We start from the raw sequence: 15,085 nt of genomic DNA on the forward strand, positions 1-15,085 counted from the left end.
AAGGCCGCGCTTGCCGATTCCATGCCAGAGGAATGACCTATGGCCACAGCTCCGGCTGCACCTGATAGCCAATATACAACGGATGCTTCGGCGCGCCTGCAAGGGTCAGCCCCAGATGATACAGCGGCAGCCCCGTGCCCCGCAGCAATGACGTCACAGCGTCACCCCGCGCCAGATGGGCACCATGCGCGCCCCAACCGCACATCACCTGATCCGCCCAAGCTGCACCTTCAGCAATCGCCTGATCATTGAGCGGCCCCACCGGGTCCACTTGCGCCCGCATCACCTTCGGGTCGGTCGCCCGGTAAGCAAAGATATTGGTCACCCGAAACGCGCCAAACCCCAAAGCCCGCGCGCGGCGCTCACAGCGCTCTACCGTCGGATCGTTCTGCACCTCGGTGGCGGTAGATGGGTTTAGCATCACAAACAAAGCCTTACGCCCGCTCGGCCGCCAAACCCGCGTCAAACTATACCGAAATGCCTCGCAGGGCGAATACACTGCCACACTTTCCGCATCCCCCTTCAGAAACCGCCGCGTGATCATAAGCGCCCCTCACATCACCCCTGGTGCCGTCCAAACCGCCGGAGCGCGCCGCGCGGGAGTATTTCAAAAAGAGCAATTGCTTCAGGTTTGCTCTTTTCAAAATACTCCCCGCGGAGCGTCCGCACGCACAACCTGCGCACCACCCCAAACCCATCCCCCGGCAGCGCCGCCGCGTGGGGCCTCGATGGCCCCCAAGGCGGCACCCCGTTTCAGTTAAACACCCGGCTTGGGTGCAACTCGCCGGATCTATAAATCCCCACCGCCACCGCCCGACCCTGATAACTCGCCCAAGCCTCATCGCCGTAGCCAACCGACGAGGCCAAAACCATCCCCGGATTGCCATTCTTCAACCGTGCAGCACCCTCGGGCGTGCAGGGCAGTTCTGGCAAATCCGCCAGCCCCAACTCCAACGGCTTCAAAAACGCATCCAACTCCGCAGTTTTGGCCAAAGCATCAATCTGCTCCAACGAAATCCCCTCAGCCGCCGTAAACGGCCCCGACCACTCCCGCCGCAGCCAAGCCACATGCCCCAGACAGCCCAAAACTGCCCCCAGATCGCGGGCGATTGAGCGGACGTAGCCGCCCTTGCCACAAACCATCTCCAGCTCCACTTGATCCGCCGAGGGCCGCGACAGAACCTCCAGCCGCTCCACCCACAACGGCCGCGCCGCCAAATCCATCGCCTCGCCCTGCCGCGCCAGATCATAGGCGCGCTCGCCATCAACCTTCACAGCCGAAAACTGCGGCGGCACCTGCTGAATATCGCCGCGAAACGCCACCAGCGCCGCTTCAATCGCACCGTCCGAAGGCCGCAGTGCAGATTCCGAAATCACCGTCCCCTCGGCATCATCCGTCGTCGTCGTCGCCCCCAAATTCACCGTGAAGCGGTAGCATTTCAGCGCATCCGTCACATAGGGCACGGTCTTGGTGGCCTCGCCTAAAGCAATCGCCAACACCCCGGTCGCCGCCGGATCAAGCGTGCCCGCATGGCCCGCCTTCTGCGCGTCCATCGCCCATTTCACCTTGTTGACCACGGCCGTCGAAGTGATTCCGGCAGGCTTGTCCACCACCAGCCAGCCCGAAACCGCCCTACCCTTTTTGCCGCGCGCCATCGTGATCTCCTGTTGCAAACCGCCCGATAGCCCCCGCCCCCGCGCGCGTCAACGCCGAACGACAACGCCCACCATCGGCCCCATCGGAAACCCGGCATCATGCCGCCCGCTGTCGTGGTCATACAGCCGCGAGATCGAGCCATCGAAATACAGCGCATCCGGCATCCCCAGCCCATCGCGGAACAACCGCGCGAAGGTGTAGAAATTGACCTGATCATTCGAAACCGCAAACACCGCCCGGCTGCCATCGACAGAAACCCCAACGCCATTGCGGATATTCAACGAATCCGAATCAGCCAAAAACTTCGGATGCAGCTTGCCGGCAATCACCAGCATCGGCCCCGATTGCGTCGCAAAGCGGCAGGCAGGCTTTTCAGCGGCAAACGCCAAAGTCTCAATCACCCGCAGCCTGTCAGCGATACAAAACACCCCGTTCGGCACCAGCCCGAAATTTCCCGGCCCCGCCCGCGTCACCAGTGGCGTAGCCTGCACGCCATCCTCAACATAAAGCCCTACCGGCGCCAAATCGCGGTGATACATCCCGGCATTCATCGCGAAATCCAGCCGCAAACCCTGCGGCTCCAACGCCTGATCCACCGCCGCGAAACTGCCCAAAGCCCCCTCCGGCCCGGCATGAAACAGCTGCAGATCGTCAGCAGCGCTCACCTCGCAAACGGTATAAGAAGCGCCCTCAAACGCCACAACCCGGCAGCCCGCCGCAGCGTGTTCCGCCCAAACAGCCAGCATAAACGCCAGCCGCCACATGGTTATTCTTCAGTTGCAGCGGGCTTGTCACCCTCAGCCGCATCATCCGGCTTGGCAATATCCGCCTGCACTTTGGGGTCGGCAAACAACCGCCGTGCTTCTTCCAGCCGATCAAACGTATCATCGGGCCGAAAGCGCAACTCGGGCGAGTGCCGCAAAGTCATCTCGGCCGAAACCCGCTTGCGCAGCTCCCAAGCGTTCTTGGCAAGCGACGCAATCGCCTGCTCGACCGTCGCGCCACCCAGCAGCGGCATCACATACACCGTCGCCACTTTCAGATCGACCGAGACGGAAACTTCCCCCACCGTGATCGACATGTCGTTCAAGACCGGATCATGCACCTCGCCGCGTGCCAAAATCTCCGACAACGTGCGCCGGATCAATTCGCCAACCCGAAGTTGACGCTGCGAAGGCCCCTTGGCCGAATAAGAACGTGTGTTTGCCATGCCGCCCCATACGCCAATCTGCCCCGGCCCGCAACGGCGGGCTTTCATGCCCCCATCAAAACCGCTAAACCGCACAAAACTTCGGAGCACCCCCATGACCTACACCCCCGGCATCACCGTCACCGGAGCCTCAGGCCGCATGGGTCAAATGCTGGTCAAAGGCATCACCGCCCACCCAAGCGCCCACCTTGTCGGCTGCATCGAGCGCCCTGGCCACGCTTGGATCGGCCAAGATATCGGCCTGTGCATGGGCGGCCCCGCCCTCGGCGTCAAAGTCACCGACGATCCGCTGGAAGCCTTCGCGATCTCGCAAGCCGTGATCGACTTCACTGCCCCAAGCGCATCGGTCGCATTCGCCGCCCTCGCCGCCCAAGCCCGCGCCGTGCATGTCGTCGGCACCACCGGGCTAGAGCCTGCGCACCATGCCAAGCTCGATCTAGCCGCGCATCATGCCGTGATCATCCAAGCCGGCAACATGAGCCTTGGCGTCAACTTGCTCACTCGTCTCACGCAAAAAGTCGCCGCCGCCCTCGATGAAGATTGGGATATCGAAATCATCGAAGCCCACCACCGCATGAAGGTCGATGCGCCCTCGGGCACCGCTTTGATGCTCGGTCATGCCGCCGCGACAGGCCGTGGCATCGACTTCGATCAGGCGAAAGTTTCAGGTCGCGATGGCATCACCGGCGCGCGCAACCGTGGCGATATCGGCTTCTCCGCCATTCGCGGCGGCGATATCGTCGGGGAACATGACGTGCTGTTCGCCGCCGACGGCGAGCGAATCATGCTGCGCCACCTCGCCACCGATCGCTCGATCTTCGTGCGCGGCGCGTTGAAAGCCGCGCTCTGGGGCCAAAACCAAAAACCCGGCCGGTACGATATGATGGACGTGCTCGGCATCTAACTGCCTAAAACTTATCTAAAATTTGCGCTTCATACTGGCTTAACTATCCTGGGGGTTTGGGGGCGAGCCCCCAATCCACGCCTCCCAAAAATCACCCTATAATCTGATCCAAACCACTTTCCCCTACGTAAGCGCAAGGTACCCACAACAGGTGTCATCATGCGCAGCCTCGCCGCTTTCGTGCTTCTAACCGCGCCGGCTTTGGCGGAAACCTACCAGCCCATCACCGATCGCACCGCTTTTGTGGACATCATTGCCAAGCACGAGTTGCGCATCGGCCTCTATAATCTCAGCCTCATCATCACGCCCAAAGGCCAAATCACCGGCAGTGCTTTGGGCTGGCAGATTACTGGCGATTGGACATGGAAAGACGGCTATTTCTGTCGCAAGTTGGATTGGAGCGGCACACAGATCCCCTACAACTGCCAGCTTGTTGAAGCCAAAGGCACCAAAAAACTACGCTTTACCACGGACAAAGGCGCAGGCGATTCTGCCGCTTTTGATTTGCGGTGAAAACTGCACAAGCTTTTGTCACTACCAGATTTTGTAGTTAATAGGCGATAGACCACAAGTCACTCCCCGTGGGGAAGGCCAAGATCAAAAATCGACCGCAAGGCCCTTCTTCTCCCAATCGCCATAGCGCACAGGCTCTGGCCCGTTGCGCCCGCCCAGTTCTACGGGCCGCTCAACAAGATCCGCCAAACGACGACGCTCCTCGGCTTCGGCCAAAGCCCGCAGCGCTGCAGGCGGAAGTTCAGATGTGCTCATCGCGGTTTCCTTGCGGCTTCATCTTTGTTGATATACGGCCAAGCCAGACAATCTCAAGGGTGAGCAGATGGCAGAGGCAAACGCAGGCTTGGCAGCACGGGCCGCCACCTTGGCAATTCTGTCCGCAATCATGGAGGAAGGCCAGACCATGGCCGTGGTCCTCGCCAACAAAAACGGTGCGCTAAAAGGCACAGGCCCGCAAGACCGCGCCCGCGCCCAGCGCCTTGCCTTGCAAGTCATCCGCCTGCTGGAACCGATTGACCGCTTGCTGGAACCGCATTTGCGCAAAGCGCCGCCACTGGCCGTGATGAACATCCTGCGGTTGGCCGTGACAGAGTTGCATGAGGGCACAGCCGCGCATGGCGTGGTCAACGCCGCTGTTGAACTCGCCCGCAAGGGTCAGAAAACCACGCATATGGCGGGCCTGATCAACGCAGTGCTACGCAAAATCCCCGAAGGCGCGCCGCTGACTGGCCCTGCGCAGATGATGCCGCGCTGGTTGCGGCAGCCCTTGGTTCACGCCTATGGGCGCGAGGTCGTCACCGCCATTGAAACCCTGCAAGCCAAGGCCCCGCCCCTCGACATCACCCCGCGGGGCCAAACCCTGCCCGAAGGCACCGCACTGCCGACAGGCTCGATCCGCCTGACGGAACCCGGCCAAGTCTCCACCCTGCCGGGCTTCGCCACTGGCGATTGGTGGGTGCAAGACGCCGCTGCCGCATTGGCGGCACCGCTGCTGGGCGCAAAACCCGGCGAGAAGGTGCTAGATCTCTGCGCCGCCCCCGGTGGCAAAACCCTGCAACTTTCCGCCGCTGGTGCGCATGTCACCGCGCTGGATATTTCCGCGCCTCGGATGGAAAAGTTGCGCGAGAACCTTACCCGCACCCGTCTGCAAGCCAAACTGGTGGTCGCAGATGCGCTGCATTGGCAGCCCGAGCATCTGTTCGATGCCGTCCTGCTTGATGCCCCCTGCTCGGCCACAGGCACCATTCGCCGCCACCCGGAATTGCCGTTCCTGAAAGATGGCTCAGAGCTCGCGGAACTCACCGCGCTGCAAGCGGCGCTGATCGACCGCGCCTTGATGTTCCTGAAACCCGGCGGGCGTTTGGTGTTTTGCACGTGCTCGCTTTTGCCCGATGAGGGTGAGGCGCAGTTGACCGCAGCTTTGGCCCGCCACCCCGGTCTCACGGTGCAGCGCCCCGATCTGCCGGGACTAGATCCGGCTTGGATCACGCCTGAAGGCGGGCTGCGCCTGCGGCCGGATTATTGGGCCGATATTGGTGGGATGGACGGATTTTTCATGGCGCGGGTTTCGCGGCGATAATGGATGGTCCCGCGTTGGGACCTTTTCACACTCGTTTTATTTCAATGCCTTGAGAAGCCAATTTAGGGAATTTTTAATACGCTGTCCTGTCAGCTGGCCTTTTTCGGTGCGAAAATCCGATAGTAAAGCCAATCCGGCAGCAACTGACTGCCGCGGAATACCCATGAGAATACCCTCGGAAAGCTGCGCTTAAAGCGCCCCGACTTCATCAAAGCCAGCATCTCTGCCGCCGCCTGTTCAGGTTCCATCAAAAACGGCATTGAAAAGTCATTCTTCGCGGTCAGCCGTGTGCGGATAAACCCCGGGTTGGCCAGCTGCACACGCACCCCAGACCCCCGCAAATCCGCGTATAGGCTCTCGGCCAAGACCATAACCCCCGCTTTGCTGGCGGCATATCCCAAAGCCCCCGGCAAGCCTCGAAATCCAGACAACGACCCGGTAATAACCAGATGCCCAGCCCCTCGCGCAACCATCGCGGGTAGCACCGCCGCCACCACCCGCGCGCAGCCCGTGAAGTTCACATCGCACATCGCCTCTAGCTGCACGGCATCCACCGTCTGCGCGGTCATCGGCCAGTAAACCCCTGCCAAAAACACCATGCCATCGACTGCGCCCACTTCCGCCACCGCCGCCTTGACCGAAAGCCCATCGGCGACATCGACCACCACAGCAGAAGCCCGAGGCACTTTGCCACAAGCTTCGGCCAGCCGTTCGGGATCGCGGGCGGACAGGATCACCTTCGCCCCCTCCGCCGCCAAAGCCTGCGCCAGCGCCAAACCAAGGCCTTCACTTGCTCCGACCAGCCAATACCGTTTGCCTGCGAAATACATCGCCATTTCCTAACGTGAGATTTCATCGCGGGGCGGCACAGGCGGACTGCGGTAGCGCGCGCCTTTCCACCACAGTTTCAGCGCCTGCCAATGGATCAGCGCCTGCACCCGGCGCGAGCCAAACGGGCGCCGCAGACAGGCCAGCAGGATCGCCCTGTTGGTCAGCGGCGTACGCGGCCCGGTCAGGGTGGCAATCAAGCCGTTGTCACCCGCGCTATAGTCGATCCAGATGCCAATCTTGTCGGCGGCAATGTCAAAGCGGAAGCGATAGTTGCCCTCAACCGGCTGAAACGGTGAAACATGGAAGATTTTCTGTGCCGTCACCGTGTCGTCGCGGGTCAAGGGCGCCAGATCATCGCGGTGGCAAAGATAGCAGTGCCGCTGACCAAAGGTGTTTGACACTTCGGCAATCACCACCCGCAAGCCTTTGGCATCGCTGCATAACCAGAATGACACCGGATTGAAGACGTGACCCAACACCCGCGGCTGTGCGAGCAACAAAATCTGAGACGCCGCGGGTAATCCCGCTTCCGCCAACACCTGCCGCACCCAAGCCACACCGCGCCCGGCTTTTGGCGCGCCGCCATGATCGATGTCATGCAGCGAAGTCAGATTGCCACGGTTGCGCGAAAACAACCAAGGCCCGCGCGCAGTTTCCGGATTGAGCAGCACATAATCAACGCCATAAGCGAAACGGTTTTTTGTACTGCCGCGCCGACCGTGAAAGGTCATACCCGCGATATAGTCTACGCCACTCATCCAGCCAGAACCCGCGCCGCGTTCGGTTGGGCGCGCATCGCCTGCACCACATCGACCGCACTGGCAAAGCCATCTTCATGGAAGCCATTGCGCATCCACGCGCCACAGAACCAAGTATTATGCTTGCCGTTCATCGCCCGAATATCCTTCTGCGCCCGTAGCGCAGCCCCATCATAGACCGGATGCCGGAACGTCACCTGATCATAGATCAGTTTTTGACGAATTGGTTGATTGGCGTTCAGGGTCACGAACAGCGGATCATCCTGCGGGATCGGTTGCAGCGAGTTCATCCAATAGGTCAGATCAATCTTGTCTGGTCGCGCACCTTTCGGTTCGGTGTAAACCCATGACGACCAGCACTTGCGCAGACTTGGCATCACATTGGCGTCGGCGTGCAGGATCGCATGGTTTGGCTGATAGCGGATCGCCGAAAGGGCAGCGGTTTCAGCCTCGGTCGGATCAGACAACAGCCGCAACGCATCATCGGAATGAGTGGCGAGGATCAGATCGTCAAACAACTCCCACTCCCCGCCCTTCGCGCGCACCAGCACACCGTCAGGCAGACGCTTGATGCCCGCGATCGGGGTGGACAGGCGAAGTTCGACACCGTGGCGTTGCAGATGATCCGAAAGGCGGCTGACGTATTGGACAGAGCCGCCCTGCACGGTAAACCATTGGTGTTGGTCAGAGATTTGCATCAGCGCGTGGTTTTGGAAGAACGCGATCAGGGCTTGGGCTGGAAAGTCGAGAATGCCTTGCGGCGGGGTGGACCAGATCGCACCAGAAAGCGGCAAGATATAGTAATCGCGGAAATAGGGCCCCGTGCCCAGGGCTTGCAGCAGTTCAGCGATGGTCATGCTGGGGTCTTGGGCAAGAGCGCCTGCGTGTTTGTTGAAATGGGTGATGTCACGACACATCCGCAGGAATGCCGGACTGAAAAGGTTGCGGCGCTGCGCAAACAGGCTGTCGAGATCGCGCAACGCATATTGCAGCCGACCGCCGTTGATTGAGGCACCAAAGCTCATGTTGCTGGGTGCGATGGGGACGTTGAGGCTTTCGAACATCTTCAACAGATGCGGATAGTTCACCTTGTTGAACACGATAAAGCCGGTATCGACGGGCTGATCGCCACGCTTTCCGGCGAGAACGGTGCGAGCATGGCCGCCCAAACGCGGCGCGGCTTCAAACAGCACCACGGCGTTGTCGGACGCCAGTTGATGTGCGGCTGCCATGCCAGAGATGCCGCCCCCGACGATGGCAATCCGGCGTGGCGCTTGGCCGAAAGTCTCGAAGGGCATGGGGCATCCTGTGCTGCTGTTTGTAGTGATACGCGGGTGCTCTGGCGATGGATCATCTTTTATTGTGATCCAGATACGCAATCCCTGCGTAAAGGTCTTATGTTGCTTGACCTTGCCCCTCATGCGCCCATGTATGGGTCAATACCCCCGCCGATGCGGGTCGTTTTGCGTGGAATGGGTAATGCAGTGATTGAGATCGTGACCGAAACCGACTTTACGGCGCTTATGATCGCTGTGCGGGATCGTCAGGACAAGACCGCCTTTGCGGCGCTGTTTCAGCATTTCGCGCCGCGGGTCAAGGGATTCTTGATGAAATCCGGCACCGATGCGGCTTTGGCCGAAGACTGCGCGCAGGATGTGATGGCGGTGCTGTGGCACAAGGCCGCGCTTTATGATCCGGCGCGGGCGTCAGTGGCGACTTGGGTGTTCACCATTGCCCGTAACCGCCGCATTGATGTCGCCCGCAAGGCGCGCAGGCCGGAACCTGAGGAATTGGATTGGGGCGAGACTGAGCCTGATCAGGCGGATGTTTATGAGGCCGGTCAGGAAACCGCGCGGCTGGTGGCGGCGATGGCCGATCTGCCTGAAAAGCAACGTGCACTAATCCAGCGCGCCTTTTACGCAGATCTGTCACATTCCGAAATCGCGGCTGAGACCGGTCTGCCCTTGGGCACGATCAAATCTCGGATCCGGCTGGCGCTGGACCGTCTGCGTCAAAATCTAAGCTGAGGCATGTATATGAGCATCCGTCACCACCTGTCTGACCCTTTGCTGATGGCCTACGCAGCGGGAAACCTGCCCGAGGCGTTTAGTCTTGTGGTCGCCACCCATGTATCGATGTGCGACGGCTGCCGCGCCCAGTTGGCCGCGTTCGAGGCTGTGGGCGGCGCCGTGTTGGAAGGCACGGTGTTGGAAGGCGATTATGTGGCTATGGCGGATGGCGCTTTAGAATCACTGATCGCCCGACTGGGCGTGCCAGATATGGCTAAACCATTGCCAAAACGTGGTGATTTTCCGGCTCCTTTGCAGGATTACATCGGCGGCGGTCTGGCGGAAGTGAAATGGCGCAACTTGGGGTTGGGCGTGCGGCAGGCCATTTTGCCCACCGCAAAAGGGGCCACCGCGCGGCTTTTGTATATTCCGGCGGGCCAAGCCGTGCCCGACCACGGTCATCGTGGCACCGAGTTGACGCTGGTTCTGCGCGGTGCCTTCCGCGATGCCGCTGACCGCTTCGGGCCGGGCGATGTTGAGGTTGCCAATGAAGATTTGCAGCATACGCCCGTGGCGGAAGCGGGCGAGGCTTGCATTTGTCTGGCAGCCACCGACGCGCCCTTGCGGTTTAACGCACTGATTCCACGCTTGTTGCAGCCGTTGTTTCGGATTTAAACCGGTGGAGCGCTGAAGCCCACCCTACCGAAAAAGCCTGACAGCGATCATTTGGCCAGCCAGAATGGCGGGTTGATCTGTTAGAATCATGTCATAGGGGCCTATCGCGCGGCCATTCACCGTAGCTTCGGTCAGCGCGAAGATCGCCAGCATATCGCCGCCGCGCAGCTGCGCGAAGCCTGTGATAACGGCCACGTCGGGGCGTGGCAAGTGGCGGGCGGTCATCACGTTGAAATCGTCGCTGGGTGCGGTAACGGCTGCGGCGAAGATCGGGATGTCTCCCGGAAAAGCCACGGGGATCAGCGGCTTGGCGGGCAGATGCAGGCCGTCGCTGATCAGATCAAAGCCGGGGCCAGTGATGACGGTCAGGTTACGCTCGATGCCTGGAAATAGCGAGAAATCACCGTTCTCAACCACGGAAGCCCGCGACAGCCGCCACAGAAATTGGCCGTTCTCCTCGTCCTTCAACATCTCGACCGTGACACCTTTGCCATTGGCCCAAGGCATGGTCTTGTAGTCGGCGGGGGTCAGGTGACGGATCATAGGCGGATACTCTGCTAGGGTTATTCTGCGGCCTGCGGCCCTAAAAGAGGCGTCGGATCGCTGGCCTTCACGTCGACCGGGCCGAGTTCCTCAAAATCGAAATTATCCAAGCGCGCCGCACGTTTGCCTGCGCGCTCGGCGGCGGTTGAGATGCCCTCCAGATCGGCGCGGGCTTGGTTGAAATGGGTCGAGAGTTTCTCGACCCGTTCGACCACCAGTTCCACATCGCGGTGCAACTGCCGCAGGGTCATGCGGATGGCGCCCGCCTGTTCGCGCATCCGCGCATCTTTCAGCACGGCGCGCATGGTGTTCAGCGTCGCCATGCAGGTGGTGGGCGAGACGATCCAGACCCGTGCGGTGAAGCCATCGCGCACCACTTCGGGGAAGTTGGCGTGCAACTCGGCATAGACGGCTTCCGAGGGCAAAAACATCAGCGCGCCATCGGCGGTTTCGCCGTCGAGGATGTATTTCTCGGAAATCGCTTTGATATGGACGCGCACTGCCGCGCGCAGTTGCGCTTGGGCTTCGGTCACAGCACGCGGATTGTCGGCGCGGCGCAAAGCCTCATAGGCCTCCAGCGGGAATTTCGCGTCGATCACGATCGGGCCGGGTGGATTGGGCAGGTGGATCAGACAATCGGCACGCTTGCCGTTCGATAGCGTCGCTTGCATCGTGTAGGCGTCCGAGGGCAGCGCCTTTTGCACGATGTCGTTAAGTTGAATTTCGCCGAAAGCCCCGCGTGCCTGCTTGTTTGCAAGAATGTCTTGCAGGTTCAGCACGTTGCCCGACAGCTTTTCGATATTGGCTTGGGCTTTGTCGATGGTCAGCAGGCGTTGCTGCAACTCGCCCAGACTGTGCGCGGTGCGGGTGGCGGTGCCGTGCAGGCTTTCGCCCATCGCGCGCTGCACTTCGGCAAGACGCTTTTCCATCAGTTGCAGCATGGCAGTTTGGGCGTTGGTTTGGTTTTCGCTGACATGATGCAGACCACCTGCGAGGCGTTCTTGCCCCTCACCCAAAGCCTGCACCCGGCTGCCCAGCCAACCCATTTCCCGCATCAAAGGTGCTGCCATAGTGGCAGAACGACCAGCGGCACGCAGGATCAGGATGAGGAGGGCCGCAAGCGCCAGAACAGCCCCGCCAACCAGCAGGACTTCCGGCGCGTTCCACGCGTAGGTTTGGCCAAAAAGAGTGATCATCTGCGCCCGAAAAGCCTTTCGATGTCGTGCAGTTTCAGTTCGACATAGGTGGGACGTCCATGGTTGCACTGGCCGGAATGGGGGGTCGCCTCCATCTCGCGCAGCAGCGCGTTCATCTCCTCGGCGCGCATCTGGCGACCCGAGCGGATCGAGCCGTGGCAAGCCATACGGGACAGGATCGCCTCCATCTTGGTTTGCAGCGATTGGCTTTGGCCAAGGTCGGTAAGTTCATCCAACACGTCGCGCAGCAGCGCGGCAGCCGAGACATTTCCAAGGATGGCGGGGGTTTCGCGCACAGCGATGGCATTGCCGCCAAAGGGTTCGATGGTCAATCCCAATGCCGTCAAGTCTTGCGCTATGTCAAGCAGGCGGGTGGCATCGCTGGGGGAAAGTTCAACGATTTCAGGGATCAGCAGGGCTTGGGCTGTGATGCCAGTTTCCACCATCTGACGTTTCAGCCGCTCGTAAACCAGCCGCTCATGCGCCGCGTGTTGATCAACGATCACCATGCCGGTGGCGGTTTGGGCGATGATGTAGTTCTCATGCACCTGCGCGCGGGCGGCCCCCAATGGGCGGTCGGTGGTCTCTTCCAAAGCGGGTTCGATGCGCGCGGAGGGGGCTTCGGCAAAACCTGGGGTCTGAAAGCCATGCGCCTCGGGCGCTTGATAGGCGTAGGCGCGGCCCAAGCTGGCGGCGCTGGGGCGGTGCATTTGGTAGATGCGGGGGGAGTTGAGACTGGTTTGCGCTGTGGCTTCCGGGCGCATTGCGGCCAAGGTGGCATCGGCGACGGTAGAGCTGGCGCGGTGGCCTGCGGTGGACAGGGCGGTGCGCAACCCGGTGATGATCAGGCTGCGGGCGGCTTCGGGTTCACGAAACCGCACCTCGGATTTGGCGGGGTGGACGTTAACGTCAACCCGCTCGGGGTCGCAGATCAGGTTCAGCACGGCGGCGGGGTGGCGATCCCGGCTGAGAAAGTCGTAATAGGCGACGCGCAGCGCCCCGAGCAGATTGCGGTCCAGCACCGGACGACCGTTGACGCAGACGAATTGTTGCACCGAAGATCCGCGCGAATAGGTCGGCAGGGCGGCGTAGCCTGTCAGACGCAGGCCATCGCGTTCCACGTCGATTTTCAGGGCATTGTCGATGAAATCGCGGCCCAAGACATGGGCAAGGCGGCTGTGCAGCGCGTCGAAGAAATCCCCCGATTGGCGATCGGCGCGGAACAGGATGCGGGGGGAGTCGGCTTCGCTGATTTCCGTCAGGGTGAAGCCGACTTGCGGTTCGGCCATCGCAAGGCGTTTGATCACTTCAGCAATGGCTTGGGATTCGCTGCGGTCGGTGCGCAGAAATTTCAGCCGGGCCGGGGTGGCGTAGAACAGATCGCGCAGTTCAACGGTGGTGCCACGGGTGGCTGCGGCGGGGCGAACTTCGGCTTGGCGGCCGCCAGAGACGGTAAGGCTGGCCCCGTCGTAGCCTTCCGCGCGGGAGGTCAGGGTGAGGCGGCCGACAGAACCGAGGCTTGCCAGCGCCTCGCCCCGGAAACCGAAAGAACGGATGTTCAGCAGGTCGGAGCCGTCGATTTTCGAGGTGGCATGGCGGGCGATGGCAAGCGGAAGGTCATCGGGCGTCATGCCGCAACCGTCATCACTGACCCGAATCAACACCTTGCCGCCTGCGGAATATTCGACCGCGATGCGCTGAGCGCCTGCGTCTAAGGCGTTTTCGACCAGTTCTTTGACGGCAGAAGCCGGACGTTCGACCACTTCCCCCGCTGCGATGCGGTTGATGGCGGCTTCATCCAGCGCGCGAATGATGGGGCGTATGTTGGGGGCATGCAGCGTCATGCCCCCAGTTCTAGCAGCCTGCGGGGAAAACCTCCACAGATTCGCTATTCGTTCGCCACGCCAGTCGGTTGGCCCACCACGATGAAATGCAGATCATCGGGTTTGATCAAGCGGGCGGCGACGCGTTTGACATCTTCCAGTGTGACGGCTTCAACCCGGGCGTTGCGGGTTTTCGCATAGTCAGACGGAAGACCCAGATCTTGCATCCCGACAAGAATCGACGCGATGGTGTCGTTGCCGTCAAACCGCAGCGGATAGGCCCCGGTCATATAGGTTTTGGCGTTGGCGAGTTCGTCAGCCGTCACGCCATCCATGGCGATTTTCGCCCATTCGTCGCGGATGACCTTGATCGCTTCGGCGACCTTTTCATTGCTGGCTTGGAACTGGCCCACCAGCACTTCGGCATGATCATAGGCCGCCAAGCTGGTGCCGATGCCATAGGTAAGGCCGCGTTTTTCACGCACTTCGGACATCAAGCGGGCAGAAAAACGCCCGCCGCCCAGAATTTCGTTCAGCAGGCTTGCGGCGAAATAATCGGGGTCAGAGAACTTCAGACCACCTTGGCCGAAAATAATCATCGACTGCGGGCCGGGGAAGTCTTGCACGGTGATGCCGCCTTTGGTCTGCAAAGTGGCATCTGGCGGCTGCGGTGCGCCCTGAGCGGGCAGATCGCCAAGCAATTTGTCGAGAAGTTCGCCCAACTCGATCGCGGTAATGTCGCCAGCAGCGGCAACGGTGATGCGATCGCGCGCGATGGCCTCGTGAAACGCCAGTTCAATGTCATCGCGGGTGAGGGCGGTGACGCTTTTGATCGTGCCAGAGCCATCCGATGCGTAGGGATGGTCGCCAAAGCTGCGCGCGCGCTCAAGGTTTGCGGCAATGGCGCCGGGGTCTTTGGCATCAGAGCGCAGACCCGACAAAACCTGTTCGCGCACCCGGTCTACCGCGTCTTGGTCAAAGCGCGGTTTGGTCAAAGCCTCGTGCAGCAGGGCCGTCGCCTGATCCCGATTCTCGGTCAGGAAATGGCTTGAAACAGAAATGCCATCCTGATCGCTGCTGAACTGGAAGCTGGCGGCAAGGCCATCACGGGCGGCGGCAAAACCCTGGCTATCCAGCGCGCCGGCACCTTCCTCGATCAGCGCGGTCATCAGATTGACCGCACCACGGGCCTCGGGCGCATCCAATGACGTGCCGCCCTTGAAGCGAATTTCCAGCGCGGTGAACGGGATGCCGTGATCTTCGACCAGCCAGGCTTTGATGCCACCCGGAGAGGTGACAGGCTGGATATTCACCTCGGCGTGCAAAGGCGAGGTCAAGGCCAGCAGCACGGCAGCCGCGCGCCAGATCATACGCGGGAAGATGTGGC

Annotated in this window: 17 protein-coding genes; 5 read left to right on the forward strand and 12 right to left on the reverse strand. The window is 61.0% G+C overall.

Annotated elements, in window-relative coordinates:
- Positions 1-37: 37 nt before the first annotated feature.
- From Q7V03_RS16145 to rbfA, 4 genes are all read right to left on the reverse strand, one after another.
- Positions 38-544, reverse strand: a complete 507-nt coding sequence (locus Q7V03_RS16145; RefSeq protein ID WP_304926617.1) for a DUF1643 domain-containing protein — start codon at positions 542-544, stop codon at positions 38-40.
- 209 nt (positions 545-753) lie between these two features.
- Positions 754-1,656: a tRNA pseudouridine(55) synthase TruB gene (gene truB / locus Q7V03_RS16150; protein WP_304926618.1), complete on the reverse strand. Its 903-nt coding sequence runs from the start codon at positions 1,654-1,656 to the stop codon at positions 754-756.
- 48 nt (positions 1,657-1,704) lie between these two features.
- A complete protein-coding gene (locus Q7V03_RS16155) occupies positions 1,705-2,421 on the reverse strand; it encodes a phosphodiester glycosidase family protein (RefSeq protein ID WP_304926619.1) in 717 nt (238 codons plus the stop codon).
- 2 nt (positions 2,422-2,423) lie between these two features.
- The gene (gene rbfA, locus Q7V03_RS16160) at positions 2,424-2,867 is read right to left on the reverse strand and encodes a 30S ribosome-binding factor RbfA (RefSeq protein WP_304926620.1); all 444 of its coding nucleotides are present in this window, start codon (positions 2,865-2,867) and stop codon (positions 2,424-2,426) included.
- A 94-nt stretch (positions 2,868-2,961) separates the two neighbouring features.
- Here rbfA and dapB point away from each other — a divergent pair, with 94 nt between their 5' ends.
- The gene (gene dapB / locus Q7V03_RS16165) at positions 2,962-3,771 is read left to right on the forward strand and encodes a 4-hydroxy-tetrahydrodipicolinate reductase (protein WP_304926621.1); all 810 of its coding nucleotides are present in this window, start codon (positions 2,962-2,964) and stop codon (positions 3,769-3,771) included.
- A 159-nt stretch (positions 3,772-3,930) separates the two neighbouring features.
- Positions 3,931-4,284 (forward strand): dihydrodipicolinate reductase, encoded by a 354-nt coding sequence (locus tag Q7V03_RS16170; protein ID WP_304926622.1) that lies wholly within the window; start codon positions 3,931-3,933, stop codon positions 4,282-4,284.
- 84 nt (positions 4,285-4,368) lie between these two features.
- Here Q7V03_RS16170 and Q7V03_RS16175 read toward each other — a convergent pair whose 3' ends face one another.
- The gene (locus tag Q7V03_RS16175; RefSeq protein ID WP_304926623.1) at positions 4,369-4,539 is read right to left on the reverse strand and encodes a DUF1674 domain-containing protein; all 171 of its coding nucleotides are present in this window, start codon (positions 4,537-4,539) and stop codon (positions 4,369-4,371) included.
- Between the two features lie 67 nt (positions 4,540-4,606).
- Here Q7V03_RS16175 and Q7V03_RS16180 point away from each other — a divergent pair, with 67 nt between their 5' ends.
- A complete protein-coding gene (locus tag Q7V03_RS16180; protein ID WP_304926624.1) occupies positions 4,607-5,863 on the forward strand; it encodes an RsmB/NOP family class I SAM-dependent RNA methyltransferase in 1,257 nt (418 codons plus the stop codon).
- An 89-nt stretch (positions 5,864-5,952) separates the two neighbouring features.
- Here the strand turns inward: Q7V03_RS16180 and Q7V03_RS16185 are convergent, their stop codons facing one another.
- Genes Q7V03_RS16185 through Q7V03_RS16195 form a run of 3 tightly spaced genes read right to left on the reverse strand, consistent with a single transcriptional unit; the run spans position 5,953 to position 8,750 of the window.
- Complete coding sequence (locus Q7V03_RS16185) at positions 5,953-6,693, reverse strand: SDR family oxidoreductase (protein WP_304926625.1); 741 nt, start codon at positions 6,691-6,693, stop codon at positions 5,953-5,955.
- A 9-nt stretch (positions 6,694-6,702) separates the two neighbouring features.
- Entirely contained in the window at positions 6,703-7,452 is a 750-nt protein-coding gene (locus tag Q7V03_RS16190) for a DUF1365 domain-containing protein (RefSeq protein WP_304926626.1), read from the reverse strand.
- Complete coding sequence (locus tag Q7V03_RS16195; protein ID WP_304926627.1) at positions 7,449-8,750, reverse strand: NAD(P)/FAD-dependent oxidoreductase; 1,302 nt, start codon at positions 8,748-8,750, stop codon at positions 7,449-7,451. Before Q7V03_RS16195 ends, Q7V03_RS16190 begins: the two co-directional genes overlap by 4 nt.
- Before the next feature lie 174 nt (positions 8,751-8,924).
- Between Q7V03_RS16195 and Q7V03_RS16200 the strand changes: the two genes are divergently transcribed.
- Positions 8,925-9,479 (forward strand): sigma-70 family RNA polymerase sigma factor, encoded by a 555-nt coding sequence (locus tag Q7V03_RS16200; RefSeq protein ID WP_370651148.1) that lies wholly within the window; start codon positions 8,925-8,927, stop codon positions 9,477-9,479.
- Between the two features lie 9 nt (positions 9,480-9,488).
- Positions 9,489-10,136, forward strand: a complete 648-nt coding sequence (locus tag Q7V03_RS16205; RefSeq protein ID WP_304926628.1) for a ChrR family anti-sigma-E factor — start codon at positions 9,489-9,491, stop codon at positions 10,134-10,136.
- A 24-nt stretch (positions 10,137-10,160) separates the two neighbouring features.
- Here Q7V03_RS16205 and Q7V03_RS16210 read toward each other — a convergent pair whose 3' ends face one another.
- From Q7V03_RS16210 to Q7V03_RS16225, 4 genes are read right to left on the reverse strand one after another with little or no spacing between them, the layout of a single operon-like run.
- Positions 10,161-10,679, reverse strand: a complete 519-nt coding sequence (locus Q7V03_RS16210) for a HutD family protein (RefSeq protein ID WP_304926629.1) — start codon at positions 10,677-10,679, stop codon at positions 10,161-10,163.
- Positions 10,680-10,699: 20 nt separating this feature from the next.
- Positions 10,700-11,875: a DNA recombination protein RmuC gene (locus tag Q7V03_RS16215; protein WP_304926630.1), complete on the reverse strand. Its 1,176-nt coding sequence runs from the start codon at positions 11,873-11,875 to the stop codon at positions 10,700-10,702.
- The gene (gene mutL, locus Q7V03_RS16220; RefSeq protein ID WP_304926631.1) at positions 11,872-13,719 is read right to left on the reverse strand and encodes a DNA mismatch repair endonuclease MutL; all 1,848 of its coding nucleotides are present in this window, start codon (positions 13,717-13,719) and stop codon (positions 11,872-11,874) included. The genes Q7V03_RS16215 and mutL overlap by 4 nt, the downstream gene beginning before the upstream one ends.
- 44 nt (positions 13,720-13,763) lie before the next feature.
- The gene (locus Q7V03_RS16225; protein ID WP_304926674.1) at positions 13,764-15,068 is read right to left on the reverse strand and encodes a pitrilysin family protein; all 1,305 of its coding nucleotides are present in this window, start codon (positions 15,066-15,068) and stop codon (positions 13,764-13,766) included.
- Between the last annotated feature and the right edge of the window lie 17 nt (positions 15,069-15,085).

Origin of the sequence: Cypionkella sp. (assembly GCF_030652235.1) — a bacterium.
Taxonomy (GTDB): Bacteria; Pseudomonadota; Alphaproteobacteria; order Rhodobacterales; family Rhodobacteraceae; genus Cypionkella.